The organism is Leptospira langatensis (assembly GCF_004770615.1).
GTDB lineage: Bacteria > Spirochaetota > Leptospiria > Leptospirales > Leptospiraceae > Leptospira_B > Leptospira_B langatensis.
In genome coordinates this window covers 48,874-74,412 of the sequence record NZ_RQER01000004.1, presented here as the reverse complement: position 1 = coordinate 74,412, position 25,539 = coordinate 48,874, and the positions used below count along the sequence as shown (strand labels likewise).

The following is a 25,539-nucleotide window of genomic DNA, read 5'->3' as shown; positions in this document are numbered from 1 at the left end:
CGAGAAAGAGGCTTCGATCATGAAAAGAACATTCATGTCCAGAGCCGAAGCGCTATACTTCTTGCTTTTGAAGGTGAGATCATTGGATGTCGGGAATTCCCAACGAATAGCTGCGGAATTGTGTCTGGAAAATAGAAAGCGATGTGTGGAATGTTCGATTTGCGAAAATGTGCTTGAGAGTGGTATACGTTATCCGATGCGACTTGAGTAAGCAGAGTTAACGTTAGTTTTGTTTTTGAATTTATATTCGGTAGATAAATTGTTATGGAAGTTGATTACGAAAATCTGTTGAAAGATTATCTCGTTGAGACGAGAGAACTTATGGATATCGCAGAAGAATCCGTATTGGAGCTAGAGAAGGAATATCATCCTGACCGAATGAACAGTCTTTTTAGGGCAATCCACACGATCAAAGGGAATTCGGCCATTTTTAACTTACCTTCTATCACGAACTTGGCTCATTCCTTCGAGAATCTACTGAATATTAAGAGAAAGACGGAAACCAAACCTTCGTCGGAGGAGATCTCTCTGTATTTGCGTTGTCTGGATATGCTTAAGGAATTGAACGAGCAACAAGGAAACGTAGATACAAAAGAGGTTGATGAATTGATCTCTAAGATAGAAGGATTTCTACTAACGCCGGAAACAAAGAAAGAAGAAGATGCTAAACCGGCATTCGGATTCTTCTCCCTTCCGAAAAAGAAAAAAACCGCTCCCATCGAAAATGGGGATGTTTCGTTTAAGGATGGAAAGATATTAATCCCGAAACGCTATCTAGAAATAGCGGAGCAGGAACATTTAAGCCTTTTTCTGGTGAAATTCCTCTCAAAGGGATCTGAAAGCAAAAACGGTTCTGTTCCAGTCGACACATTACTAAAATTTGCAAAAATACTAAGTCACGGACCGTTTGTAAACGGAAGCGCAAGTTCAGATTCTTCTAACGGTTCTCATAAGAATGTCGATTATGCGCTTCTATTGCATTCCGGAGAAAGAGAAACCCTTTTAAAGAATTCTCCGATCCGCCTTTTATCAGCCTCTACTATTTTTAAATTCGAAGAGAAGGAGGATCGAACTTCTTCTTCTCCAGTGCAGGCGACCCAGAAGGAAGAGGCGGCTTCCAATCTTGTTTCGAGCATCGTGTCTAAACAAAAAGAAATGCCTGCGGAGACATATCTAAAAATCCCGCTGCATCTACTGGACCATATGATCAATCTTGCGGGAGAGACGATCATAGTTCGGAACCAACTCCTGCAAAGGATCGAATCGTACGATGATCCTTCTTTGCTTTCTATCGTACGGAACCTGAGTCAATTGATCACATCCTCTCAGGAAAGCGTTATGCGAACTCGGTTGCAAAAGCTGGAGACATTGTATAAGAGAATTCCTAGGCTGATCCACGATCTGGAAAATACTACAGGCAAAGAGATAGATTTAGTCTTAGAGGGTGGGGAAGTAGAACTGGATAAGAATATTATCGATTCCATTTCCGACCCGATCACTCATATGATCCGGAATGCCGTAGATCATGGAATAGAATCTCCTAAGGAGCGTTTGGCGGAAGGAAAATCTAGAAGGGGCAAGGTGCTTCTCTCCGCATCGCTGCGTGGAGGAAATGTGATTCTCAAGGTGGAAGATGATGGCAAAGGCTTGAGCTACGAAAGGATCAAGGCCAAGGCACTCGAAAAGAACTTGTTCAGCCAGGAGGAGATCCTGAGAAAATCTCAGGAAGAATTATCCGAGCTGATCTTTACTCCCGGTTTTAGCACAGCAAAATCAGTTTCTTCTACATCCGGTCGAGGAGTCGGCATGGATGTAGTGAAGATGAATTTTCAGAAGGCTGGTGGAACTGTTTCCATTACTTCACAAGAGGGAAGAGGCACTTGTGTAACCGCATCTCTTCCTCAGACTCTTTCCATTATTAACTGTCAGATGGTCCGCATATCGGGAATGTTATTCGCTATCCCGCAACAGAATATTTCCGAGCTGATCCTGACGGATCGGAAGATGATCTCTTATGTCGAGAATAAGCAAGTCTATCAACTCAGAGGCCATCTTCTTCCTTTAATCGAAATGGGGAAAGAACTCGGATTGTCCGCATCGGATTCCGAAGTCACTGAGAATAAATATGTTGTAGTGGTCCATACCGAAAAGCATCGGTTCGGACTTCTCGTAGAAGAGATAGAGAACCCGGAAGAGATCGTAGTAAAACCTCTATCTAAGGATCTCGCAAAGATAAATCTCTATACGGGCGCAGCTATCCTGGGAGATGGGAACGTTGCTTTGATCCTTGATATTTCAGGAATTAGCAAATTCCTGAAGTTGCAAGCCAACATTAAGGATGAGCTTCGTTCGAATCAGTTAGTAAAAGATAGCTCTAAAGCGCATTACTTACTTTTTTCCGTTGGCCCTCAGTTGTTCGCGACCGATTCCAGCTTAGTGATCCGTATCGAACAAATCGATCCGCAGAACTTCGAGAAGATCTTGGATCGTGAGCTAATTCAATATCGTGGTGAAGTGATAGAGCTTTGCAGATTGGATCGATACTTCCGCATTCAGTGTAAAGACCATGCTTCTGAACGTACGATGATACTGGTTCACACTGGCAAAGGTAAAAAAGGGATCCTAGTTCACGAAATCCACAATGTGATCGAGGAGATCGGCGCCTTCACGAAGAACGAGGATCAATCTTCGGGAGAGATCGGCAGCGGGATCGTTTCCGGACAAACTGTGATCGTCATCGATCCAGTACGGATGCTCGACGAAATAAAGAATACTTCGTCGAGGAGAGAAATTACTTCGGAGCAAGTCTATGAGTGAATCGAGCGATAAAAGACAGTACTTATCCTTTTTACTCGGATCGGAAACCTTTGGTATTCCTTTGGAGGGATGTAAGGAAGTCGATCACAATAAGAGAATATTAAGGATCCCACATGCTCCTTCTTATATAGAAGGGATTGTGAATCTTCGCGGTGATCTAGTAACGATCCTGAATCTCCGATCCCTTTTGGGAAAAGAAACAGGATCCGCAGGATACAATGATCTGAAGTATTCTCTCATTCGTTTAAAGGGGAAGAAAGAGTCTTTCGCGATCCTTTCCGATTCTATTGCGGATATCGTCGAGATTGCGGATAGGGATCTCGAGAGTTGTCCTTCTCATATTAGCGAGAGAGAAGGTAAGTTTATACAAAGCGTAACTATTTTAAAAAGTAAAACAATGATCATTTTGAACAGGGAAGAATTGCTTCGACTAGAAGAAGAGTGAGGAGACGATATGTTAGGTTTCATTTTTGAAAGCAAGGAAAAAGAAGGCGAGAGAAAGCAGATGTCCGGTAGCGTAACGGACCAGGAAAGGCTCATGAAAGAGGGGACTACCCTCGTTTCTATGACGGACCTTAAGGGTAGAGTAACGTATGCTAATAAGGATTTCCTGGATATTGCCGGTCTCGTAGAGGATGAGATCATCGGGAAGCCCCACAATATTGTTAGGCACCCGGATATTCCAAGGAGCGTATTCAAGGATTTTTGGGATACCATCCAAAGCGGTAAGCCTTGGAGAGGTATAGTAAAGAATCGCTCTAAAAACGGGGACCACTATTGGGTCGATGCAAACGTAGCGCCGAAGGTGGAGAATGGGAATATCGTAGGATTCATGTCGGTACGGAGATCTCCTTCTCGCCAACAGGTAGAGGACGCTTCAAAATTATACACGGACATTCTTGCAGGTAAGAGGACTTTAGAGCCTACGCGAAAGAGAAAAATATCCATTCGAATGAAGCTCACTTCGTTCGTACTTTTTACCGTCTTGGGACTTGGGCTTCTCACTGTTTCGGAACTATTCAAGATGGATCCGGTTATTTCGATCGGTATCGCTAGTACGTTCGCATTGATACAGGTCGGTTTAGGATTTTATTTCATTTCCTATATTCTAAAACCTCTGAAAGAAGCAACGGATATCACGAACAAAATTGCAACTGGTGATCTTTCGGTCAATATCGCTCATAATCGTAACGACGAAGTTGGGGAATTAGGTAAAGCGATCCTGAATATGCTGATCAATACGGCTGCATTGATCTCCCGACTGAAGGAAAACGGGGATATACTGTTTGCATCTTCTCAAGATCTTTCCGGAGCGAGCTTAAATCTTTCTTCTGGGATCGAAGAGATGTCCCAGCAATCTCAGACGATCGCGGCGGCAGCAACCCAGATGAACCAGAATTTGAACGTTGTATCCAGCTCTATAGAAGAGATGTCCGTATCCGTAGGAGAAGTTGCGAAGAAAGCCGCAGATTCCGCTAAGATCGCAAGAGAAGCAAATTCGACTGCTATCGAGACAAGCCGCGTAGTGAAGGAACTCGGAGAGAATGCGAACGAGATCGGGAATGTGATCGAAAGTATTTCCAATATCGCCGCTCAAACCAAGCTATTGGCTTTGAATGCGGCAATTGAAGCAGCTGGTGCGGGAGAGGCCGGTAAAGGCTTTGCCGTGGTCGCCTCCGAGGTGAAGGAGCTTGCTCGTCAATCGGCAGAATCTTCCGAAGAGATCAAGAGCAAGATATCCGCTATCCAAAAGAGTACAGAGAAAGTCATCGAATCGATTGGCAAGATCACGAGCGTGATCGCTGAAGTGAACGAGATCAGTGGAAGCATCGCATCTGCGGTAGAGGAACAGTCTATAACTACTAAAGAAATTGCGGCTAACGTAAGTCAAACATCTCTTACTTCCAACGATGTAACTAAGAATATCAACGGTATTTCCACTGCTTCTCTCGACGGGGCTAAGGATGCCAGCAGTGTTTCCAAGTTGTCTCAGTCTTTGCAGGATCTGGCTGCCGGTCTGACCATGCTTGTGAACCAATTCAAGATCTCTAATACGGGAAAATAGAAGGATATTCCTATGCAAGTCCCTGTAGAGAAAAGTAAAGCGACTCGCAAGACTTCCGTTTTCGTCGTGGATGATTCGCTAGTGTATCGGAATCTCTTGCGGAATATGTTCACCCAGGATGAGGAGATCGAATTCCTTGGAGCGGCAATCGATGGAAAATTCGCTTTACCTAAAATTGCTCAGCTCAGACCGGATTTCGTGATCCTGGATGTCGAAATGCCTCAGATGAACGGGATCCAAACCCTCGAAGAGATCAAGGCGCAATTCCCTGAAACTCAGGTAATTATGCTTAGTTCGAGGACTCAGGAAGGGGCAAAGATCACAATGAAGGCCTTGGATATGGGAGCGATCGATTTCGTTCCCAAGCCCGACGGTACCCAAGAAGGTGCGTTGTCCGAAACGTTAGATTCCTTAACATCTAAGATTAAAAGTATTCGATCGCAAAAATCGGATAGCAAGCCGTTACCGGACAAGAAGCCTATCGCTTACTTGCCTTTTCGTAATAGGCAGGATAAAGAATTTTCTCTTTGCGCGATCGGAATATCTACAGGAGGTCCGATCGCTTTACGAGAGCTTTTTCTGCGACTCCCTTCCGATCTAAATGGGAGCATTGTTATCGCTCAACATATGCCTCCTTTATTTACCAATTATCTTGCGGAGAGTCTTTCCCAAGCGGCGAATATGAGGGTCAAGGAGGCAGAAGACGGAGAGGATCTGAAAAAGGGGGTCGCATATATCGCGCCGGGAGGAAAGCAATTGGAAATAATCCCGGGTCCCGAAGGTCCTCGCACTCGAGTGTTTCAAGGACCGGAAGAGGAACTTTGCAAGCCTTCGGTTAATATACTCTTCAAATCCCTGGCGGACAATTTTGCCAAGGAAACCGTTGCGATCATAATGACCGGCATGGGTGAAGACGGATACTTAGGATTAAAGGAACTGAAAAAGAAAGGGTCCTATCTTATCGCTCAGAACCGAGAATCATGTACCGTCTTCGGAATGCCCAACAGGCCGGTCCAGGAAGGCTTAATAGACGAAGTCCTAGATGTGGAAAGAATTGCGGATAAGATAGCATATATATTACAAAAGGTTGATTTACATGGATGACGCTACTTTCGAATTGATGGAAGCGATTAAGCAGGTGACCGGACTTTCCCTTACGGCAGAAAAAACCTATCTTTTAGAGAGTAGATTGTCGGACATCATGAGCGACTACAGTTTGTCCGATTTCAGAGAGCTATCAAGGAAGTTTAAGAACGATCCGGACGAGGAGTTTAAGGAAAAGGTTATCGATCGGGTAACCACTCATGAGACTCGTTTCTTTCGGGATGAGAGTATTTTCAGCGCACTCTTGGAGAGGATCATACCCGAGATCTTGGAAAGGAAACGAGGCAAGAATCCTTCTATCCGGATCTGGTCTGCTGCATGTTCTACAGGGCAGGAACCTTATTCCATTGCTATCTCGATCCACGAAAGATATCCGCATCTATTCAAGGATGTTCGGATATTGGCCACGGATATCGCAAAGGAAACCATCGAGAAGGCACGATCGGGAATCTATTCTACTTTTGAAATAGGTAGAGGACTTACGGATTCCCATCTCAAGAAATATTTTGATCCCATCGGTGGCGGGCTTTATAGAGTGAGCGAGGAGATACGTTCGATCACAGAGTTTAAGCAGCATAATCTGATCTCGGATCCTTATCCCGATAACTTCGATGTGATCTTATGCAGGAACGTTTCCTATTATTTCGATCATCAGGAAAGAAAGAACCTTTTCAATAAGATTGAGAAGGCATTGAACCAGGATAGTTTCATGATCTTGGGATCTGCGGAATCCATCTCTGAATATTCGAAAAGTTTTATTATTCGTGAATTCGGTCTATGCCGTTTCTACGAATTGAATCCTTCCAATTTTACGTTATTTATTAAAGGAGCATAATATATGGAAAGCTTAAGGATATTAGCTGTAGACGATTCCGCTACGATGAGAAGTCTCGTTCAACAAACTTTAGGGATGGGAGGATACGACGTGGTTCTCGCTTCGGACGGTCAAGAAGGGATCGAGAAATTCGGATTGGCCCCTTTTGATCTGGTGATTACAGACATCAACATGCCAGTAATGGACGGGATTGCATTCATACGAGAAGTTCGTAAGAAGAATTCCGATATCCCCATCCTGACACTCACTACAGAGTCCGAGGACAACATGAAACAAAAAGGGGCAGAGGCCGGAGCGAATGGATGGATCGTGAAACCTTTTCGTCCAGCACAATTCCTGGATATTATAAAACAGGTAATGCAATAGATCTGAATTGGGAGTTCAGTCCATTCTCTCCGTCTTGGAAAGAATGGGCAGCATTCATTTCATTTGCCGAAGTAGCACACTAGAAATGACTAGTTGGTAAAAGCTCGGAAAGATCCTTTGCATAAGATCTACAAAGGTGGCATCCGGTCCGATCAAAACTCTACGAGAATTCTTTCGAACCCCTTTCAGGATCACTGAAGCGGCTTTCTTAGGAGTAGTGATGAATTGAGCGGACATTTTCTCCTTTGCCGTATTCGGATCTAGACCTAAGGACCTCACGCTTTCATTGGTTTGAGAGCTCTTCGCGATAGCAGTTTGTATTCCTCCGGGATGAACGCTTGTGGCGGAAACTCCGCATTTCATCACATCCAGTTCTTGTCGGAGAGTTTCCGTAAAACCTCTGACAGCAAACTTAGAGGAATTATAAGCGGAAGTGCCAGGCACTGCGATGATACCGAACACGCTAGAGGTATTGATCACATGTCCTTCTCCGCTTGCTTTCAGAAAGGGGAGAAAGGCCTGGGTTCCATGAACCACTCCCCAGAAATTAATATCCATAACTCTCTTAAAGTCCTTCTCATCGAAACCTTCTATCGTAGAGCCGAATGCAATTCCCGCATTATTAAAGATCATATTAACTCGATTGTGATCCTTCGCAACTTGAGCGGCCCATTGGAACACTGCGGATCGATCCGATACGTCCAGTTTCTGACTCGTGATCGTTACATGATTCTTATTTTGGCTTTTGATGATCTGGATCGTTTCCGCTAGTCCGGATTCATTCACGTCGGATAAGGCGAGATCGCATCCTCGCTCTGCTAGTTGGATCGCTAATTCCCTTCCCATTCCGGAACCGGCTCCGGTAATAGCGGCTACTTTATTTTTAAAACTTTTCATTCTCTTCTCCTTTTTTGCTTCTTACGAATTGGATTTACGATCTATCTGAAAGAAAGATTGGAATCCTTTATGTTCGCAAAGTTTATATCGAATAGATCCATTAGATAATTCTGATGGAATCTCCAGGGTCTGTTCGCTCCTCTCACGGGGAATTTGTCTATGGCTCTTTGTATATAGCCGGAATTCAGGTCCAAGATAGGCTCCCTCTCCATTTTTGATTCGTCGCAAAGAGGAACGCATTTGGTATATCCGTTGGAATCCATATGGTTCAACAGACGAGCCACATAGGTAGAAGTAAGATCCGCTCTTAGAGTCCAAGATGCGTTCGTGTATCCTACGCAGAATGCAAAATTAGGAATATCGCTCAGCATCAAACCCTTGAAGGTATATAATTTGGAAATGTCGACAGGCGAACCGTTCACGGTGAGGCGAATTCCGCCGACCGCAACCAGATCCAGCCCGGTGGCAGTCACTACAATATCCGCTTCTAGTTCTTTGCCGGATCGAAGCTTGATCCCGTGAGCAGTAAATCCATCGATCTGATCTGTCTCGATAGAAGCCTTTCCTTTGGAGATTGCCTTGAAAAGATCCGAATCGGGAACCAAGCAAACCCTTTGGTCCCAAGGTTGGTAGCTAGGTTTAAAGTGGGTATCCACGTCGTATCCCTTCGGAAGAGCGGCCTTCAATCTGGCTCGGATCAACCACTTCGCTACGTTAGGCGATCTTTTGCAAAGCTGGTAAAACCAAATTTGTATCAGGATATTCTTGATCCGAGTAATATGATGAGCGAGCTTCGCAGGAAGAAGGAACCTTAGAATGTCCGCTACGATATCTTTGGACGGTAAACTTGTAATATAGGTTGGCGACCTTTGCAACATCGTGATATGTGCGGCTTGATCTGCCATGGAAGGTACAAGTGTCACTGCAGTCGCTCCGCTTCCGATCACCACTACCTTCTTTCCTCGATAATCAAGATCCTTAGGCCAAAATTGCGGATGAATGATCTTGCCCTTAAACTTCTCGATCTCGGGGAATTTCGGAGTAAATCCCTTCTCGTAATTATAGTATCCGCTGCAGATATAAAGAAAACTCGCGGAATAAGTGCGCTTCTCTTTCTTGGGACCCACTTCTACTTCGATGGTCCATTGTAGATCCTTGTCGGACCAAGACGCGGACAATACCTTATGTTCGAAGCGAATATGCTTATCAATACCGAACTCGCTTGCAGTATCCCGAACATACTTCAAGATAGAAGGACCGTCGGCGATCGCTTTTGCTTCTTTCCAAGGACGAAATGAATAGCCAAGGGTGAACATATCGGAATCGGAACGGATCCCAGGATATTGGAATAAACTCCAGGTCCCGCCAATCTCGGGTCTGCCTTCTAAAATCGCGTATTTCTTACCAGGACAGAATTTTTGCAAATGGTAGCCGGCGCTGATCCCGGAAAGTCCAGCACCCACAGTGATGACGTCGAAATGTTCTTTGAGCATGCTTCGAGAATAATCGAAACGAAGATTATATTCGACTGATCTTATAATTCACAACCCAAAATATCGTTGGAAATTATAAGATCTGACCGTTTTTCTCGGTGAACAGCATTCGATCGGCGTTGCACTCCGATCCGATTCAATAGTTTGATCTCAAATGTTATGAGGGTGCTGTTTGTGATACGTTCGCCCGATATTCAGGATTTCCGCATCAGAAGGGTGATTCACACCAATCTCGGTTAACACAAGTTTTGCCAGATTGGGATGATGCTGTTCTAGATGTCTTCGGAAGAGGGTCTTGCATAGACCAGGACCTACTATTAACAGATCCTGGTGGTCGGAAAGTTCGGAGGCTACGTCCTCGAAAAAATGTTTAAGATCTTCTGCCTTGATCTGTCCTATACGATCCTTATGCGTATCGTGCTTTTCCGGTTTAGTTTTATGCGATATGACATGCGACTCCGAAGAAGTCTTATCAAAGGTTATCCTTTTGGCAGTCGAGCTGTCGATCCATAGAATACAATGCGACATACGTTTTCGCCTCCCCAACGATGTTTGGTCCATCAGACCCATTTGGATTAAACACCTTGATTGGGAAAGAGTCAATCCGCTCAAAGTTCCGGGATACGTTATCTGCCAGTGATAATTGTCAAAGTTGTTCCGGCAATGGGGATCTGCTTTGATTCGGAGACGCTTTTGGTCGCTCACATTTCCATAATCGCGTTCCGTAGAATGCTTATTCTTCTAACTTTTCTTGGATTTCCTTAAAGAACGGATCCCATATATTTGTTTTGCCCCAGTTCGCATTTAGATGCGTCTGCTCGATATTGTTATTCCAAAGTCTGTATCTTGTAGCTTGGACCGTACTTCTGGATTTGTCTCCCGTTACCAAGAGATAATATTGGTGAGTTGCGACTTGCGATTGAGCGGTAGCATAATACTGATTTCCTGAAATGGTCGTTTGCTTGTAAAACGCATCTCTTTCAGTTACGATCACACCTTTTTGTAGATCTATTTTTTCTACGCCGATCTTCTGGGTCTTGAGTGCCGCTAATGTGGCTTGCATTACTTTATCTTTTGGATAATTGAAATCCCTCGTAAGATAAGCTCGGTAAAATTCATCGTTAATCTGTGTGGAGACGCAATTGCTTAAGAAGGCGATTAGCAAAGTTGCCAGAAAGCCGGTCCCATATTTTGCAATTGATTTGGATCTTGTATTTATTTGCTCAAATTCGTTTTCGATCATTCTATCTTCCTTCGACTGAAATATTCAGTTTCTATGTTCTGATAGTTCAACACAGACTTTTCGATTTATTTGAAAACATTATCGGTGGCACGTACGTTCGATCAGGAATGAACAATAATATTTAAGGAATAAGAGGATAATTCTTCGGAATATTCTACAAGGTTCGTATTTTAAACAAACAGATAGGAGTGATCCAATTCCGAAAGGTAAATATTCCCATTCTAAAAAGTAAGTCAATTCGAGACGACAGAATGTGTTATTTTTATAAGGGCCTTAATGATCATGAATAAAGACGCTATTATCGAGTTACAAATTCTTAATAATGCTGAGGGGAATTTAGCTCAATTCTTGGAAGATATAGGATTTGAAAGATGTAACGATCTGAATTGGCAGGACCCATCGGATACGAGCTATTTAAATGACAGCGATCGCCAGGATATGGATATTATGGCTAACGTATTTGCCATGAGCGAGACAAATCGATTGATCTATTGGATCGGAAAGGACGTAGGGGGATTTATCGGACTTTGGGTCGGACCTTCGAACATACAACTTGCAAATGCTCCGGTAGTCGAATTGGACCTGGAAGGGCAATACAGGATTATTGCTACTCGTATCGCCGATTACCTTATATCTCGATCTTATTCGGAAGACTTTGATAAGGATAGAGAATTATTGGTCCAGTACGGTTTTACCGTCGCCGATTCGCTTGACGAATTGGAGCAAGCCGTCGATGAATTCAAAGAGAAGTTCTATTTCGATCCATCAATGTCTCCCCAGTTGTATCGTCATCGTATTTATAACGACCAACGCTGGAAGCACGGGCTTACCGCTGTCCCTTTTGATTGAAATGGAGTGATAGCTACTGATAATTGTCAAAGTCTCCTCTATGATCGAAAACGAGAAGAATGGGAGACGAATGAATTAAATACGGCAAAGTGAATCTAGAATGAATATCCTGGTCACGAAGAAATTAACAAAGGCTTTCGGAGACCGAAAGGTCGTGGACTCTTTGGATCTGGTCGTGGAGCAGGGAGAGATCTTTGCCTTGATCGGGCCGAACGGCGCGGGAAAGACTACGACGATAAAGATGCTTACTACTCTTCTCGAGCCAAGTTCCGGAGAGGCGATCATTGACGGACACGATCTGGCTACGCAAACCAATGAGATCCGCAAGATCATAGGATATGTTCCTCAAATGCTTTCTGTGGACGGTAGCCTTACAGGTTATGAAAATCTAATGTTATTCGCTAAGCTCTACGATATTCCGAGGCGAGAAAGGGAAATAAGGGTAAGGAACGCGTTAGAGTTCATGGGATTGAGTTCTTTCGGAGATACTCTAGTTCAAAATTATTCCGGAGGAATGGTGCGTAGATTGGAGATCGCTCAATCAACGATCCATCGTCCAAAGATACTCTTCTTGGACGAACCTACTGTAGGTTTGGATCCCATCGGAAGAAGTGTTGTTTGGGAGCACATCACCGCTTTAAGAAAGGAATTCTCCACGACTATCATAATGACCACACATCTTATGGATGAGGTGGATAAACTCTGTTCCAAAATGGCTTTGATGTCCCAAGGGAAGCTCGCTGCTATCGGATCTCCTGCAGAATTAAAAAAATCCGCGGGAGGACCCAAAAAGACTTTGGAAGAAGTCTTTATCCATTACGCTAAGGAAAACAATAAAGGTTCGGACGAGGACTTTAGTTCCGTGAGTAGAGAGCGAAAGATAGCGAAGCGACTAGGATAATTTTCAGATGTTTGATTTTATAAGAAAAACTTTGGTGATCTTGGAATTGGAGATCCGAAAGATCATTCACGATCCTCTAGAAGTTTTCACTCGATCCGTTCAACCTGCGCTCTGGCTTCTGATCTTCGGACAGGTTTTTGCTAAGATGCCGATCCAATCTTTCCATACGGATTATCTTTCCTTCATGACTCCGGGGATCTTGGCTCAAAGCGTGTTGTTCGTCTCCATATTCTCGGGTATAGCCATTATTTGGGAAAGGGATCTTGGACTGATACAAAAGATCCTAACTACTCCCACCCCTCGGACAGCGATCGTGTTGGGAAAAGCGCTTTCGGCAGGAGCACGAGCAATACCGATCGTGATCATTATCTATCTTCTTGCGATCATACTCGGGGTTTCCATTCATTGGGATGCACTCCATATCGCTGGAGTATTTGTGTTCGTTATACTTGGTTCGATCTTCTTCTCTACATTCTCTCTGATCCTTGCCTGTTTAGTGAAAACGAGAGAGAGATTTATGGGGATCGGCCAATTACTTACTATGCCTTTGTTCTTTGCGAGCAACGCGATCTATCCGATCGAGCTGATGCCTGACTGGCTAAAGTTTCTTTCTCATATTAATCCTTTGACATACGTGATAGACGGCTTAAGATCCCTGATGTTGGGAGTTCCTTCCGGTTTAGGTATTCTTCTGGATTTTGCGATATTACTGATTTCCTCGATTTTCGTGGTCATACTCGGCGGTATCCTCTATAAGAGGGTCGCAGCCTAATCTTTCGACTCGACAATAACCTACTTCTAAATCCGCCAAGGCTATAGTGGAATAACCGAAATTCGTGTTTGAGCGGCTTCTTCGTACCTTTTTTTCCTGCGAATGCGATTAATTTAGACTTAGAGCTAACTCTAGGTGAGTCCGATCTATAAGGTCTAAAAGGGGCCTGGGGAATATCAGTGAGTAAGTTTCTAAGCATATCCGAAGTCTCTCAGATAACGAGTTTCACTCCTCATACACTTCGTTACTATGAGAAGGTGGGGATTCTGTCGAAACCGGAAAGAGCACACGGAAAAGATCGCAAATATTCAGAAAAGGAACTCCGACAACTAAAAGTCCTCAAGACGTTGAAAGAGATCGGAATGTCCTTGGACGATATCAAAGGATTCTTTTTGGAAGGATGCATCTTGGAAAAGATAGAGAGTGGGGAGAACTTTAAGCCGCCTCTAAACAAAAGGATCCGGATCTTAGGGACTCATTTGGTGAATTTGGAACAAAAGAAAAAAGATCTGGAAGCCATGATCAAACTCACGAAAGCGAAATTAAAGGAATACGAAACTCTTTTAGGAACAGAATAAGGATCAAAATGCAATCTATCAAACCGTATCTTTCTCTATTATATTTTTCTTTGACTACAGGTGTTACATTCCATGTGGCCAAGGAAGCGTTAGCTTACTTTTCGCCCAGTCTCACCGGAGCTTTGCGTTTTGTTCTAGCAACACTATTCTTGTTCCTGTTCCTGCTTATAACGAACAGGAAGTTATTGAAAGTAGACCGTAGAAGTTTACTTGCATTTATCTTTCTAGGGATCATAGGAGTCTTCGGATTCAATTTTTTCTTTTTTATAGGAATGAAAAAGGCCTCTCCTATGAATGCAGCTATTGTAGTCGCCATCAGTCCTGCTATCGCGATCTTTCTCTCTTATTTCTTACTAAAGACAAGGCTTAAGTTCCAACATTATCTGGGGACCCTAATCTCTTTCTTAGGCGTCTTACTTGTGATTTCCGACGGAAGTATCGACGCTCTTACGAATGCGTTTCATGGAGAAGGGATCTTATTCATTTTCCTTGCGGCAACTTGTTGGAGTTTCTATTCGGTAGGATTGAAGAGATATATTCCGGAAGCATCTACGATCCAAACGACTGCTTTCACTGCCTTCTTCGGAACGATAGGATTGCTCATCCTGAGTCTGATCAACGGAGATTGGAATATAGAATTCCGGGATATTCCAAGTTCGGCTTTGCTAGCGATCTTGTATATGTCTGTGTTAAGTACCTTTCTCGGATATCTTTGTTGGAATTATGGGATACAAGCAGTCGGTCCTGACAAGGCAGTGATCTTTGGGAATCTCATTCCGGTCATAGCCATGTTGACCTCCTGGGTATTGGGAGATGTCCCAAATAAATACGATCTGGGTGGGGCTTTTCTAGTCATCTTCGGTATCTTCACAGTAAATGCTAAATTGAAATCGGTTAGAAGAGTGAAAGAATTGGAACCCTCTTAAGAAACCGAATAAAGTATTCTTATGTTCTTTATTTTAATATAAAGAAGCCAATGGGACGGGCGTATAATATAGGTCGCATAACAATAAAACCTATTCGGGATGGAAATTAATTTAAGCCGTTAGTTTAAGATTTTTACATATAATTCGTCTCTTAAGTTGAAGTTTCGGAGAACCTGTTTCCTATGAGACGTAAGTTTATAATTTCTCTTATTCTTGGCTTTGCCGTATTTAACGTTAGTCTTTCTTCTCAATCTTTGAAGAAAATAGATAGTTTTAAGACCGAAAACCGGGCGAGCTCCTTTGTAAAATTGGATGCGAACCGTTATGTTCTCGTGGGCCAGAAGAATGAGAACTGGGATGTATTAGCAAGCCATAGGGTCACATTCCATATATTTGATGTAAAAGAGAAGAAGCTGCAGTCCGTTGTCCCTCCGATCGCAGACTATGCTCAAAAGAACCTCGAGATATTCTTTGACGGAAATCCGGTTGTGAGCTATCCGAACGGAAAGACCTATATTCAATTCAGATCCTCCTTGGTTTATTATGATGGGAATAAGGCAGGCATCCTTCTTAAAAACATTTCCAACTCGGATAAGAAAAGGACCCAAGAAAGGATCATTTATTTGAATTGGGATCTCGGTTCGAATCAGATTACCTGGAACAAGGTAATCTCGGAAATGAACCAATTCGAGAATCTAGAGATAAGTAGGGGAGGAGGGGTCACCGAGTCAAAATCGTTTCTTCGGAATCTAATGATCCCGATCGGGATCGATTCGGATCGCCAGATCTTCTATTATATGATCGAAAAGGAGAGGGGAGAGAAGGGATGGCCCTCTTCCATTTCCATAATGGGATTTTCCATCGGGTCCAAGGATTTGAATGAGATCGTCTCCTTGCAGATAGAAAAGATCCCCGATTCCGAGTATTTTTCGCCTACACTTGCCCCGAGCTCCGATTTCTCGAAGCTGGGAATATTAGAATATTCTGAACTTTCTTTGAAGAAGCACGTAAAAGGACATATAGTGGATCTGAAGAAAGGAAAGGTAGTGGATTTTCCGATTCCAGTGTCCCCATACGGTGCCGCATTCGATCCGAACAATCAGTATTTTTTGATCCTCAGTAACGAAACCGGAAAATTGGTGAAAACCAATTTAACTACATTGGAACAGCAAACCATGGATTCCATTCATGGGGCTCGTTATTTAGTATTTTCTAATACTGGAAAATACTTATTCGCTTTCTCTCACGGAGGCGCGATCGAGGTAAGGGCAGTCCCTTCTTTGATGGTCGTGAAATCCATCCCTGTCTCTTCCTTACAAACGAACCAAGCGGCTTGGGAGCCGGGAGGCTCCGTTTTTACGAGCAATGGGCTTTGGGCAACCGTTCCGGAAAGTGACGCGATCTCCCAGCTTGGGAAATCAGGATTGCATCTTTTTGAAATAGAGGAATAGCTTTTAGAATAGAAGGATCATTTCGGATTCGCGAGAACCGGAGAGGCTTGGGGTTTCAGGCCTCGTCTATTTCCACGTTCTCTAACGTATCAAAGAATCCTGTTTGGAGTAAGGGACCGAAATCCACCATATCTTCTGCGGAGAGTTTAAGACCATTCTCCATAGAATATGCCTGCAATAAAGAAGCGCAGGCGAGATGACTTTCTTGCAGTTGCGCATGCGCTCTCGCCTTGATCACTAGGATGTCCGCGTCCGATTCCCCAAAATACTTGATGTATAGGTCTATGAACTTGAGAGCATTCTTATGATCTGCAACTTTCAAGTAGCACTGCGCGATCATATCATAATGCAGGAAGGTTTCCTCTTCATCCATTCTCATAGCAGTCTTTAAGGAGGCGAGAGCCGAATTATAATCCCCTCTTTGAAAGTACAAATATCCAAGCTCCGCCCATATATCCTTGCGTTTGATCCCTCTACCTCTCGAAAGTTTTTCCTGAGAGAGCGCCTGCTTTAGAATGGTGATTGCCTCGTTAGATCTGTCCGTGTCTTTCAACAAGCTTGCAAGAGTAAGATATAGTTCTAACTGATCCTGAAATAGCTCGATCGCATTCAGAAGGATCTTTTTCGCCAGCTTATAATTATGGACCTTGATCAGATAATTTGCGTAGTATAAGCGGCTCTCCGGATGGGAAGAAAAACGATCCTGCAATTCCTGAAATAGATTTAAGGTCTCTCTAGTATTTCCAATATAATACTGGCACCAAGCCTGTCGGTTCTTCACTTTCAGGATGGTTTTCGGATTTTGGGTAAAATTCAGGGACTCCTTGTAAAGGTTGAATGCCTTCGTAAATTCCCTTTGCCGTTCCCTATGAACTGCGCTAACGATTAATTCCCTAAATCCCACGACTGGGACAGGCTAAAAAAAAAGCTAAAATAATCAAGTTTTCCTCGCATCAACCGATGATTGAATTGGGGGAATAGAGAAAGAAAAACCCGAATCTCAATAGAGGAAAAGGAAATGGAAATTAGTAACCAAACCAGCCAATCTCTCCTTTTGGAAAGGATCGCCAATTTGCCGAGAGAGATCTTTCAGGCTCAGTCCGATCTGAACTCCAAAATGCTGAAGCTCAACGTAGAGTCCCAATTGCAAGCAAGCGCTGCAGAAGGTAAATCCCGGCTCTTGGATCTATACGCGTAATAGATCAGCCCTTATTGTATTCTGGCCTTTTTCTTTCCCGGAAGGAAGTCAGAACTTCTCTGAAATCTTTGGAGTCCAGGAAGCTAGAATTCCAAACCGCGACATAGTTTAATCCTGCACTAAGAGGTTTTCCTTCGGCAAAATTCATAACCTCTTTGACCCCCTGCACCACAATTTGCGGATTCGCAGCGATCTCAGTAGCAGTTTGGATTGCTCCTGCTAATAGCTCCTCTTGGGTCTTAAAGAGTTTGGATACAAGTCCTATTCTGTAAGCTTCTTCTCCGTCTATGTCTTTGCCGGTATAAGCCAATTCTCTCGTGTGTCCCTGTCCTATGATCGAAGGAAGACGATTGATAGAGCCCATATCTGCTACGATGGCGACTTTTGCCTCTCTTAAGGAAATGGAAGCATCGTATGTCGCATAACGGATATCGCAGGCCGAGATCAGATCCAAGCCTCCGCCTATACAATGCTTTTGGATTGCCGCAACGGAAGGCTTGGGCGAATCATATACTGCATTGATCCCTTTCTGCATTCTTAGTATGAGTTCGTAGAATTTTCTTCTGTCGTCGCCGAATTGGCCTTGGACCACGCTTCCGAATTCTTGGAAGAAGGAATCCAGATCCAATCCAGTGGAGAAGGACTTACCTCTGCCTGCGACTACGAAGGCTCTGATCTTAGAGTTATTATTGATCTCATCGACCACATCCGGAAGGTCTCTCCAGAAACTCCAATTCATGGAGTTCCTTTTATCAGGACGGTTTAAGAAGACAACGGCGACTCCGTCTTCTTTCTCTTCGATCTCAAAAAACTCAAAACTTGTCTTCATCGGGATCAGGGTTGCCCGATTCCCTAGAGTAGTAAAACGTTTTTTGTAAAACTATCTATACGGGGAAGATCAGGGTGACCCTACATCCGTCCGAGTTTTCCAGAATTAGTTTGCCCCTCAAAAGTTTTACAAAGGAATCCACTAAGGATAATCCTAAGGAACTGGAGCCTCTGGTTTGGGGAAGGGGATCCGGTAGGCCGATCCCGTCGTCCTTCACTTCTAAGAAGTAATGCTCTTCATTCTTATGGAAATGGATCTCTATGGAACCTGAGTCCTTGCCTTTGAATCCGTGTTTAAATGAGTTGGTAAGAAGTTCGTTAATGATCAGCGCGCAGTTCATTCCAGTTTCGCTCGGAATGCGAGAAGATTTGATATCCAGAGTGAGTTTGAATTTCTCCCGGTCCACCTTATACACTTCGAACAGAAGATCCGTTAACTTCTTTACATACAGGTCGAAACTGATGGAAGAAAGATCGTGGTTCTCATACAAGACTTCGTGTAATAACGCTACAGCCTGTATCCTATGTTGGCTGTCCTTGAATATATCCACAGTCTCCTGATCCTTCAGATTAGAGGCATTCATGCTCAAGAGCGAAGAAATGACCGTGAGATTATTCTTAATTCGATGATGGATCTCTTTTAAATACGACTGATTGATCCCGTCCGATTCTCCGGAGCGAAGGACTGTGATAGTGCCGCTTGCTCTTCCGTCAGAGTTCAGAATAGGAGATACATTCAGTGAGACCTGAGTCTTCTTGCCGATGCCGTCGATCGCAAAGATCCCGTTCTTTTCTACGCTATGATTTGCGGACAGTACTTCGGAAATAGGGATCGTGTAGGAAGCGGAGCTCTCTTCTTCCAGTTTCAGGATCTTGCTCAGGGATTGACCGATGCACTCGGCATAACTGACCCCGGTGATCTTTTCGGCCATAGGATTGCAAAATAGGATGAGTCCGTTTTCGTCAGTTGTAATGATCCCCGACTCCAATTGGTTCAAAGTGGATTTGAGGGATTCTTCGTTCTTACGATTCCGATGTTCTAACTCATTCTTATACAGAGCTACCTCGATGGAGGAGCGAAGCTGGTCCGACTCGAACGGTTTCACAATATAGCCTAAAGGTTGGGTCCTCTTGGCTCGGTTTAAGGTATTCTCATCCGCGTATGCTGTAAGATAGATAACAGGTGTTTGAAATCGATTTCTGAGTAATTCTGCGGTTTGGATCCCGTCTAAATTCCCTTCTATATTGATGTCCATGAGGACAAGATCCGGATGATTCTCTTCGGCCTTTTGGATGGCTTCTTCTCCGGAAGAAGTAATGCCCACAAGATCATAACCTAACTTTTTTAATTTCTGTCCCAAGTTAACGGCGACTATGATCTCATCCTCAACCACTAGGATCTTGGGTTTCGTAAGCATACTTCTAATCTACGAAGAAAACTATTAGTTTCAACTACATAAATATAAAATGATTTCCGAAAATGATGCGCGAATGGGCACGGAATTTTTTTTTATATGGTTGCAAGTAAAATCGATAAAAGGGAATTTTTTTGTTCCGAAAATGATTTCTTTGGGCTCTTTGTTTAGAATCTTTCTGGAAATCGATAAAAACAACAGAGAATTGTAATTATATCGTTTACAACTTAACATAAAGATGATTACAAACCGCGAAACGGGATCTAATCCAAACGGATTAGAATGCTGAGGCTTTCGGTGTATCGGTTAACGTGTTTTCTTCTTTCGAATGATAAACGATGGAAGCGAAGGGAGGGCTAATTTCTGAGAATATAGTTCTCGTTTCCGTAGGATCTTCGGATAAACAATCTCTTCTCCGCATGGAGCCCTAAGAATAGTTGGTACAGGTCGGTGATTACCGGTCTAGAAGAATAATATCCATGTCCGAGCGAGAGTAGGGACGAATCGATCGGGTTTACGTTTACCACGTCTACTCCAGGAAATCGAGAGCATGCACCCAAGCGCCCAGCTTGGTGGATCTGCGCCGAAGCGAATAATGCCGAATCTCCCGGGGAACAATAGAGAGTGATCCTTTCCGAGGATCTCAATAGACTTTGGAGGATGAGTATAAACTCACCTGTATCATAGTCGGGAGCGTTTAATACCAATTCCTTTAAGAAGGGCTGAGATCCGGTTTCCTTGGAAAGTTCTGCGATGGAATTCAGTACTACCTGATGGCCCATGGAATGCACAAGAAGATGGATCTTCTTCTTGGTTTGGGACATTCTTCTGATAAAACCTTTAAAGGAATCTCGGCTGCTTCTTGCCGAAGTTAGATTTTTTTCATACGTATTCTTTAAGAAGAGGGAACCGAGCATGCTTCCATCGGTTCCGGCAGGCCAACTGTATAGGGCGACCTTACCGGGGAATTTCAGATCATACTTAAGTTGGGCCGCACGGAGTACTGCTTCTTCAAAGTTTACATTGAACCCGTGCACGAATATGATCACTTCTTCGAACGGATCTTCTTCGATCCGTTTCCACCAAAGACTTTCCTGTTCTGCAGGATTCAGGCTTTGGTTCCCGATCTTGTGTTCCAAGAATTGAAAGGATTTATCCTTATTTCCTAGGCCAAAGGGAAGCGCACCTACTTCCCGATCCGCAGGAACGCTGACTAGACAGCTTCCTGTCTTTTGGGTGTGATTTCCGAAATTCAAAAAATACGCGTTAGAGCAAGCGACTTGAGAGCCTGGGTTCACCGCTCTGGAAGTCAGAAAGAATACTTCTATTCCTTGCGTTGCGGAATACTGCTGGTCTGTGCGCTTTTCCAAATACTCGACTACAGAAGGTCCGCATCCGAAAGAAAGGAGCGCAACCGCAAGTAGGCAAAAGAGTGCGAGTCTCTTCATAATAGGATCTTAATGGTTCGGCTTGGAGCCTTTCTTATACGCGAGGCCTTTCAGGTATTTGCCGGGGTTTACCGATTTGCCCTTATGGATCACCTCGAAATGAAGGTGAGGTCCGAAGCAGTAACCTGTGCATCCGGAAGTGGAGATCTTCTTTCCTGCAACCACGTAGTCTCCTCGTTTCACATTCAATCTGGAGTTATGTGCGTATAATGTCTTGAATTCGTCATTATGCTCGATCACGATCGCGTTTCCGTAACCGCCCATCCATCCCGCAAAGATTACCTTTCCGTTCCTTGCCGCCATCACCGCTTCGTAGTTGGCCTTTAAGTCCAAAGCTTCATGGAATTTATGCTGAGGGAAGGTTCTCCATCCGTAATTGGAAGTGACCACATGAGAAGTGACAGGCACCACCCATTTTGGTGTCGGATCCGGGATCACGGCACCCGGTAGGAATACTTTCTGTCCTGGGCGAAGAATATCCAGATCGTCGAGTTTATTCTCTTCTAGGATCTCATCCAAGTTAACCTTGTAAAGGACCGCAATCTTGGCCACAGTGTCACCCACCCTAACTTTGTAGAGAAGTCCTTGTTTATTCGGGATCTGTAATATTTGTCCCGGATACAAGGTGTCTTCCATATTGATATTGGAAGAACCTGCGATGGATTCCATGGAGACCTTGTATCTGGTAGCGATCTCAGAGAGGGTTTCATTCCTTTTTACTTTATAAGTAACCACTTTAAGTTGCTTCTTCTTGTCGGAAGAGTTTCTGATCTCGTTTGCCATCAGAATGGTGAGCTTGGCCTTTTCGGATTCTTCTAAAAACTTCTCGTCGCCTTTTTTTGCCTTTAAGTCTTCGGAGTCGTTTTCGGTGACTTCGGTACTTGCTCCATGGTTATGTTGTTCCATAGAAGCGTTAGAAGGACTCATCCAGAGTCCGAGGAATAATAATACAAATAGAACGGATGCGATTGCAGGAATGATGCGAAACTTACGTCTTCTGAAGTCGAGATTCCCGTGGTATAGGTTGCCGCGAAAATAAAAGGAATAATGAAAGTGAAAGGCGCCCAGGTATATGAGAGTGAAGTTATCGGTCCGGAGGATTTCCTTTCCGGCTGTCAATTGCCTGGGCTTCTTGAAGATCATAGTATCAGTATCGGCCAACGGGGTGGGCTTCCACCCGAGTTTTTGATTGGGACGAATCCTAAGAGGAGGGAAAAAGAACGGTTGGCCGTAAAATTACTCTTCCTTCCCGTTGTCCAGGGTTCTGGTCCCGCCGAAGGATTCTTCTACGATCTTTTTCACGTCTTTCTTTTGTCCGCCGGTAACAGTAATGTTTCCTTTGGCAACGACCCCTTTTGCTAAAGCAAGGGAAGGAGCGATGATGTCCCCTAAGAGACGTCCGGTTTCTTCGAGTCTGACCTCGTTCTCCGCTTTAATGTTCCCGATCAAGGTTCCCGCTACGATCACTTCTCTCGCAGAGATATTGGTGCGGACCTTTCCTGTTTCACCTATGAATAATGCGTCGTCGGTCTTAATTTCCCCTTCGAACTTTCCGTCGATACGTAGGGAACCAGCGATATAGAATTTGCCCTCAAATATGGAACCGGGGCCGATTACGCTGTTATTATTATCCTTACCGATGGCCATCTGTTACTCCTGATTGCTGATTCATCTATTTGGTGAGCGCTTCCGAAATCGACAACTCTTTTTGTAGGAGATCCTACACGATTACCTGATTACGTCCTCGTCGCCCTCCGCAGCGACCCGTAGGGAACGAGGAGACGACCGCGAAAGCGAATCGGTGACTGAAGCGAAGCAAAGTCAAATTTGCAATCTTAGGCAACCTTAGAATCGCGAAAGCTGCATTGAAAATTTACCTAATTACGTCCTCGTCGCCTTCGAAAAGATTCGGTTTCTTTTTCTTAGTAGTTTGGGGGCTGGGTTCGTGACTCGGTTCCGGACCTGTCATCCCCTTATGGTCCTCGCAGACTTCTTTCGGAACGGTCTTGGAGTCGAAGACTTCTTCTTCCGTTTGGTAGCAATGGCTTCCCGGAAGTTTTCCGGAGATAGAGCAGATCGTTTTTCGGACGATCTTGGCGTCTCCGAAATCGAAGGGCTTGGATCTTTCTTTAGAAAGAGCGTTTGCCATGAACCTTCCCCAGATGGGAGCGGCGACGACAGCCCCGGACATTCCTCTTCCCAAAGAAAGAGTTCCCGTATCGTATCCTACCCAGACCACTGCCACGAGTTCGGGAGTGTAGCCTGCAAACCAAGCATCCCTAAAATTATTCGTAGTTCCTGTTTTTCCGGCGGCAGGTCGAGTGAGCCCATAGGATCTAGCTCCTGTGCCCGTTCCTTTTTTGATCACATCTTCCATCATGGAGGTGATCACATAGCTTACCTCGGAAGAAACTAAACGTTTTCTTTCCTTGGTCTCGAATTCTGTTCGGAAGTCCTTGATCATATTCCCGTTCTCGTCTTCTACATAGAGAACGCTGAGAGGGAAGACTTGCTTTCCTCCGGAAGCGAATACGGAGTAGGCTCTTGCGAGTTCGTACGGAGAAACTTCGAAACTCCCTAATGCGATAGAAAAGTCTCTAGGTAGATTTCGGTTCTCCACTTGTAATATTCTTTCCAAATTCGGAAGAAGATTATTCAAGCCTGTATGTTCCAAGAGTCGTACGGCAACGCTGTTCCTGGAAAGTTCGAGCGCCTGTCTTAATCTTATAAATCCTGAATATTCTCCGGAATAATTGCTCGGGTTCCACTCGTCTCCATCTTCCAAAACATATTGAAGAGGGGAGTCGTCGAATAAGGAGGCCGCCGTTACATTCTTCTTATCATCCGGATGTTGGTGATAGTATTCCATAGAAGAAGCATAGACTAACGGTTTGAATGCGGAACCAGGCTGCCTATACGCTTGGAAGGCTCGGATCTGTTGGTTGTCGGAGCGGAATCCGGATCCTCCCACCACAGAAGTGATATAACCCGTATCCGGTCGAATAGAGATGAGCGCTCCTTCTACAGGGAGAAGGTGATCCTGAGTGGCCTGGGTCTTATAGTTCAGGTCTATGCTTTCTCCCAAGCCTTCTGTCCCGGAGATGAGATTCAATACGGACAATTCGTCCCTTAGGTCCTCTTGCCAGGCCCGATTGAAGGTCCTATAAGAACGGGAGATCTTGAACTTGAACTCAGGAACATCGTTCAGATCCGAAAGAAGTTGGAATATCGGACCGTAAGAATCCTCAAATGCGTCTATCTTAGTAAACGCCCTCTGGTTCGAGAGTTGGGTTTGCTGTTTCAACCCGGAGATAAGCGCCTTCTCCGCTTGGGTTTGGTGTTGTATATTCAGGGTAGAATAGATCTTGAGTCCACCCTCATACAATTGGGTCTGCGGAATATAACGGGAAAGGTTCTTACGCACATATTCCGTAAAATAAGGAAATCGGTTCAATCGATCCGAAAACGCGGAATCGTTAGGGGAACGATTTAAGGTTATATAATATTCCGAGAAGGCGGAAAATTCCTTTTCGGCGGTATCCACGTCCAGGATCCCGTTTTCCACCAGCTTCTTAAAGACTACTCTCACCTTACTTGCGGAAGTATTCGGATTTACTAATGGAGAAAATTCCTTGGGACGAGTGGTGAGACTTGCGAGTAGCGCCGCTTCTCCCCAGCTTAGATCCTTCAGATCCTTTCTAAAATAGAATCTAGCTGCAGCTCCAGCGCCTATGGTCCCGTGACCGAGAGGGATCTCGTTCAGATAGATATGCATCAATGTCTTCTTGTCAAAAACAGCTTCTAAGAGAAGGGCGAGCCAGGCCTCTCTTATCTTTCGTCCGAAGGACCTTTCCGTATTCAGGAATTTGAGTCGAGCTACCTGTTGGGTGATGGTGGATGCACCTTCTTTCACTCTTCCTGCGAGAAGGTTGACCATGGCTGCTCTGAAAATTCCCCGCAGGTCCAAGCCCTTGTGAGATCTGAAATTATTATCCTCAGTGGATTCGAAACAACGGATTACTTTATTGTCCCAGCCTCCGGGAAGGTCTTCGTCCGTAAGCACGATCCTAGAGAAACGATAGAACTCTGCGATCGGCTCGTAATTCCCTTCGGAGTTGATCCCAAATAAGAGAGAAGGTTTTTCGTATTGGTCTGCCTTCGGAACATTCCAAATATCTTTTATAGAGAACACGAACAGGAATCCGTTCAGGAAAAGAAGGATCAATACTAAATAGAATACGTTTCGGATCGGATCTGAGGAATGTAGGCGGCTCTGGATCCTTTCTCTGAATAATACAACAAAGTATCTGGTAAAAAAGTCGACTGGTTCGTGTTTCATCTGAGTGATTTGTA

General features: G+C 44.2%; 24 protein-coding genes. 13 read left to right on the top strand and 11 right to left on the bottom strand.

Annotated features, from left to right (window positions below; translation table 11 throughout):
- The first annotated feature begins 264 nt into the window (after nucleotides 1–264).
- Genes EHO57_RS04545 through EHO57_RS04520 form a run of 6 tightly spaced genes read left to right on the top strand, consistent with a single transcriptional unit; the run spans nucleotide 265 to nucleotide 7,187 of the window.
- Nucleotides 265–2,817, top strand: a complete 2,553-nt coding sequence (locus EHO57_RS04545) for a chemotaxis protein CheW (protein WP_135646306.1) — start codon at nucleotides 265–267, stop codon at nucleotides 2,815–2,817.
- Nucleotides 2,810–3,262, top strand: a complete 453-nt coding sequence (locus EHO57_RS04540; RefSeq protein ID WP_135646307.1) for a chemotaxis protein CheW — start codon at nucleotides 2,810–2,812, stop codon at nucleotides 3,260–3,262. Before EHO57_RS04545 ends, EHO57_RS04540 begins: the two co-directional genes overlap by 8 nt.
- A 9-nt stretch (nucleotides 3,263–3,271) precedes the next feature.
- A complete protein-coding gene (locus EHO57_RS04535; RefSeq protein WP_135646308.1) occupies nucleotides 3,272–4,882 on the top strand; it encodes a methyl-accepting chemotaxis protein in 1,611 nt (536 codons plus the stop codon).
- 12 nt (nucleotides 4,883–4,894) lie between these two features.
- On the top strand, nucleotides 4,895–5,986 hold the full coding sequence (locus tag EHO57_RS04530; protein ID WP_135646309.1) for a protein-glutamate methylesterase/protein-glutamine glutaminase: 1,092 nt from the start codon (nucleotides 4,895–4,897) through the stop codon (nucleotides 5,984–5,986).
- Nucleotides 5,979–6,821, top strand: a complete 843-nt coding sequence (locus tag EHO57_RS04525; RefSeq protein ID WP_135646310.1) for a CheR family methyltransferase — start codon at nucleotides 5,979–5,981, stop codon at nucleotides 6,819–6,821. Before EHO57_RS04530 ends, EHO57_RS04525 begins: the two co-directional genes overlap by 8 nt.
- 3 nt (nucleotides 6,822–6,824) lie before the next feature.
- Nucleotides 6,825–7,187 carry a response regulator gene (locus tag EHO57_RS04520; protein WP_135646311.1) on the top strand — a complete coding sequence of 121 codons (363 nt, stop codon included), beginning with the start codon at nucleotides 6,825–6,827 and terminating at the stop codon, nucleotides 7,185–7,187.
- A 54-nt stretch (nucleotides 7,188–7,241) separates the two neighbouring features.
- Here the strand turns inward: EHO57_RS04520 and EHO57_RS04515 are convergent, their stop codons facing one another.
- From EHO57_RS04515 to EHO57_RS04500, 4 genes are all read right to left on the bottom strand, one after another.
- Nucleotides 7,242–8,084, bottom strand: coding sequence for an SDR family NAD(P)-dependent oxidoreductase (locus EHO57_RS04515; protein ID WP_135646312.1), 843 nt, complete (start codon nucleotides 8,082–8,084; stop codon nucleotides 7,242–7,244).
- A gap of 41 nt (nucleotides 8,085–8,125) precedes the next feature.
- Nucleotides 8,126–9,577 carry a flavin-containing monooxygenase gene (locus EHO57_RS04510; protein WP_135646313.1) on the bottom strand — a complete coding sequence of 484 codons (1,452 nt, stop codon included), beginning with the start codon at nucleotides 9,575–9,577 and terminating at the stop codon, nucleotides 8,126–8,128.
- Nucleotides 9,578–9,727: 150 nt separating this feature from the next.
- Nucleotides 9,728–10,105, bottom strand: coding sequence for an eRF1 domain 2 (locus tag EHO57_RS04505; RefSeq protein ID WP_135646314.1), 378 nt, complete (start codon nucleotides 10,103–10,105; stop codon nucleotides 9,728–9,730).
- A 205-nt stretch (nucleotides 10,106–10,310) separates the two neighbouring features.
- Complete coding sequence (locus tag EHO57_RS04500) at nucleotides 10,311–10,820, bottom strand: hypothetical protein (protein WP_135646315.1); 510 nt, start codon at nucleotides 10,818–10,820, stop codon at nucleotides 10,311–10,313.
- A 276-nt stretch (nucleotides 10,821–11,096) separates the two neighbouring features.
- On the opposite strand from EHO57_RS04500, the gene EHO57_RS04495 reads away from it, so the two are divergent.
- The 6 genes from EHO57_RS04495 to EHO57_RS04470 all read left to right on the top strand — a co-directional run bounded on the left by EHO57_RS04495 (nucleotide 11,097) and on the right by EHO57_RS04470 (nucleotide 16,297).
- On the top strand, nucleotides 11,097–11,669 hold the full coding sequence (locus EHO57_RS04495; protein ID WP_135646316.1) for a hypothetical protein: 573 nt from the start codon (nucleotides 11,097–11,099) through the stop codon (nucleotides 11,667–11,669).
- Between the two features lie 100 nt (nucleotides 11,670–11,769).
- Nucleotides 11,770–12,570, top strand: coding sequence for an ABC transporter ATP-binding protein (locus tag EHO57_RS04490; RefSeq protein WP_135646317.1), 801 nt, complete (start codon nucleotides 11,770–11,772; stop codon nucleotides 12,568–12,570).
- Between the two features lie 7 nt (nucleotides 12,571–12,577).
- The gene (locus EHO57_RS04485; RefSeq protein WP_135646318.1) at nucleotides 12,578–13,342 is read left to right on the top strand and encodes an ABC transporter permease; all 765 of its coding nucleotides are present in this window, start codon (nucleotides 12,578–12,580) and stop codon (nucleotides 13,340–13,342) included.
- Between the two features lie 179 nt (nucleotides 13,343–13,521).
- Complete coding sequence (locus tag EHO57_RS04480; RefSeq protein WP_167882297.1) at nucleotides 13,522–13,920, top strand: MerR family transcriptional regulator; 399 nt, start codon at nucleotides 13,522–13,524, stop codon at nucleotides 13,918–13,920.
- A gap of 8 nt (nucleotides 13,921–13,928) precedes the next feature.
- Nucleotides 13,929–14,846 carry a DMT family transporter gene (locus tag EHO57_RS04475; protein WP_135646320.1) on the top strand — a complete coding sequence of 306 codons (918 nt, stop codon included), beginning with the start codon at nucleotides 13,929–13,931 and terminating at the stop codon, nucleotides 14,844–14,846.
- Nucleotides 14,847–15,028: 182 nt separating this feature from the next.
- Entirely contained in the window at nucleotides 15,029–16,297 is a 1,269-nt protein-coding gene (locus EHO57_RS04470) for a YncE family protein (RefSeq protein ID WP_135646321.1), read from the top strand.
- A gap of 55 nt (nucleotides 16,298–16,352) precedes the next feature.
- Here EHO57_RS04470 and EHO57_RS04465 read toward each other — a convergent pair whose 3' ends face one another.
- On the bottom strand, nucleotides 16,353–17,201 hold the full coding sequence (locus EHO57_RS04465; RefSeq protein ID WP_135646322.1) for a tetratricopeptide repeat protein: 849 nt from the start codon (nucleotides 17,199–17,201) through the stop codon (nucleotides 16,353–16,355).
- A gap of 114 nt (nucleotides 17,202–17,315) precedes the next feature.
- Between EHO57_RS04465 and EHO57_RS04460 the strand changes: the two genes are divergently transcribed.
- The gene (locus EHO57_RS04460; RefSeq protein ID WP_135646323.1) at nucleotides 17,316–17,495 is read left to right on the top strand and encodes a hypothetical protein; all 180 of its coding nucleotides are present in this window, start codon (nucleotides 17,316–17,318) and stop codon (nucleotides 17,493–17,495) included.
- Between the two features lie 4 nt (nucleotides 17,496–17,499).
- On the opposite strand, the gene EHO57_RS04455 is transcribed toward EHO57_RS04460, so the two are convergent.
- From EHO57_RS04455 to EHO57_RS04430, 6 genes are all read right to left on the bottom strand, one after another.
- A complete protein-coding gene (locus tag EHO57_RS04455; RefSeq protein WP_135646324.1) occupies nucleotides 17,500–18,324 on the bottom strand; it encodes a crotonase/enoyl-CoA hydratase family protein in 825 nt (274 codons plus the stop codon).
- A gap of 55 nt (nucleotides 18,325–18,379) precedes the next feature.
- Nucleotides 18,380–19,741 carry a histidine kinase dimerization/phosphoacceptor domain -containing protein gene (locus EHO57_RS04450; RefSeq protein WP_135646325.1) on the bottom strand — a complete coding sequence of 454 codons (1,362 nt, stop codon included), beginning with the start codon at nucleotides 19,739–19,741 and terminating at the stop codon, nucleotides 18,380–18,382.
- Between the two features lie 353 nt (nucleotides 19,742–20,094).
- Entirely contained in the window at nucleotides 20,095–21,186 is a 1,092-nt protein-coding gene (locus EHO57_RS04445; protein ID WP_135646326.1) for an alpha/beta hydrolase, read from the bottom strand.
- 9 nt (nucleotides 21,187–21,195) lie between these two features.
- Nucleotides 21,196–22,329, bottom strand: a complete 1,134-nt coding sequence (locus EHO57_RS04440; protein ID WP_135646395.1) for a peptidoglycan DD-metalloendopeptidase family protein — start codon at nucleotides 22,327–22,329, stop codon at nucleotides 21,196–21,198.
- A gap of 93 nt (nucleotides 22,330–22,422) precedes the next feature.
- Nucleotides 22,423–22,833: a bactofilin family protein gene (locus EHO57_RS04435; RefSeq protein ID WP_135646327.1), complete on the bottom strand. Its 411-nt coding sequence runs from the start codon at nucleotides 22,831–22,833 to the stop codon at nucleotides 22,423–22,425.
- A 226-nt stretch (nucleotides 22,834–23,059) separates the two neighbouring features.
- Nucleotides 23,060–25,525 carry a penicillin-binding protein 1A gene (locus EHO57_RS04430; protein ID WP_135646328.1) on the bottom strand — a complete coding sequence of 822 codons (2,466 nt, stop codon included), beginning with the start codon at nucleotides 25,523–25,525 and terminating at the stop codon, nucleotides 23,060–23,062.
- Nucleotides 25,526–25,539 lie beyond the last annotated feature (14 nt).

What these genes read in the sequence shown, in the direction of transcription:
- EHO57_RS04435 (WP_135646327.1), bottom strand. Translation starts at nt 22,833, where the DNA reads ATGGCCATCGGTAAGGATAATAATAACAGCGTAATCGGCCCCGGTTCC.
- EHO57_RS04505 (WP_135646314.1), bottom strand. Translation starts at nt 10,105, where the DNA reads ATGTCGCATTGTATTCTATGGATCGACAGCTCGACTGCCAAAAGGATA.
- EHO57_RS04530 (WP_135646309.1), top strand. Translation starts at nt 4,895, where the DNA reads ATGCAAGTCCCTGTAGAGAAAAGTAAAGCGACTCGCAAGACTTCCGTT.
- EHO57_RS04540 (WP_135646307.1), top strand. Translation starts at nt 2,810, where the DNA reads ATGAGTGAATCGAGCGATAAAAGACAGTACTTATCCTTTTTACTCGGA.
- EHO57_RS04525 (WP_135646310.1), top strand. Translation starts at nt 5,979, where the DNA reads ATGGATGACGCTACTTTCGAATTGATGGAAGCGATTAAGCAGGTGACC.
- EHO57_RS04470 (WP_135646321.1), top strand. Translation starts at nt 15,029, where the DNA reads ATGAGACGTAAGTTTATAATTTCTCTTATTCTTGGCTTTGCCGTATTT.
- EHO57_RS04460 (WP_135646323.1), top strand. Translation starts at nt 17,316, where the DNA reads ATGGAAATTAGTAACCAAACCAGCCAATCTCTCCTTTTGGAAAGGATC.
- EHO57_RS04520 (WP_135646311.1), top strand. Translation starts at nt 6,825, where the DNA reads ATGGAAAGCTTAAGGATATTAGCTGTAGACGATTCCGCTACGATGAGA.
- EHO57_RS04455 (WP_135646324.1), bottom strand. Translation starts at nt 18,324, where the DNA reads ATGAAGACAAGTTTTGAGTTTTTTGAGATCGAAGAGAAAGAAGACGGA.
- EHO57_RS04515 (WP_135646312.1), bottom strand. Translation starts at nt 8,084, where the DNA reads ATGAAAAGTTTTAAAAATAAAGTAGCCGCTATTACCGGAGCCGGTTCC.
- EHO57_RS04545 (WP_135646306.1), top strand. Translation starts at nt 265, where the DNA reads ATGGAAGTTGATTACGAAAATCTGTTGAAAGATTATCTCGTTGAGACG.
- EHO57_RS04450 (WP_135646325.1), bottom strand. Translation starts at nt 19,741, where the DNA reads ATGCTTACGAAACCCAAGATCCTAGTGGTTGAGGATGAGATCATAGTC.
- EHO57_RS04500 (WP_135646315.1), bottom strand. Translation starts at nt 10,820, where the DNA reads ATGATCGAAAACGAATTTGAGCAAATAAATACAAGATCCAAATCAATT.
- EHO57_RS04440 (WP_135646395.1), bottom strand. Translation starts at nt 22,329, where the DNA reads ATGATCTTCAAGAAGCCCAGGCAATTGACAGCCGGAAAGGAAATCCTC.
- EHO57_RS04445 (WP_135646326.1), bottom strand. Translation starts at nt 21,186, where the DNA reads ATGAAGAGACTCGCACTCTTTTGCCTACTTGCGGTTGCGCTCCTTTCT.
- EHO57_RS04475 (WP_135646320.1), top strand. Translation starts at nt 13,929, where the DNA reads ATGCAATCTATCAAACCGTATCTTTCTCTATTATATTTTTCTTTGACT.
- EHO57_RS04495 (WP_135646316.1), top strand. Translation starts at nt 11,097, where the DNA reads ATGATCATGAATAAAGACGCTATTATCGAGTTACAAATTCTTAATAAT.
- EHO57_RS04510 (WP_135646313.1), bottom strand. Translation starts at nt 9,577, where the DNA reads ATGCTCAAAGAACATTTCGACGTCATCACTGTGGGTGCTGGACTTTCC.
- EHO57_RS04430 (WP_135646328.1), bottom strand. Translation starts at nt 25,525, where the DNA reads ATGAAACACGAACCAGTCGACTTTTTTACCAGATACTTTGTTGTATTA.
- EHO57_RS04485 (WP_135646318.1), top strand. Translation starts at nt 12,578, where the DNA reads ATGTTTGATTTTATAAGAAAAACTTTGGTGATCTTGGAATTGGAGATC.
- EHO57_RS04490 (WP_135646317.1), top strand. Translation starts at nt 11,770, where the DNA reads ATGAATATCCTGGTCACGAAGAAATTAACAAAGGCTTTCGGAGACCGA.
- EHO57_RS04535 (WP_135646308.1), top strand. Translation starts at nt 3,272, where the DNA reads ATGTTAGGTTTCATTTTTGAAAGCAAGGAAAAAGAAGGCGAGAGAAAG.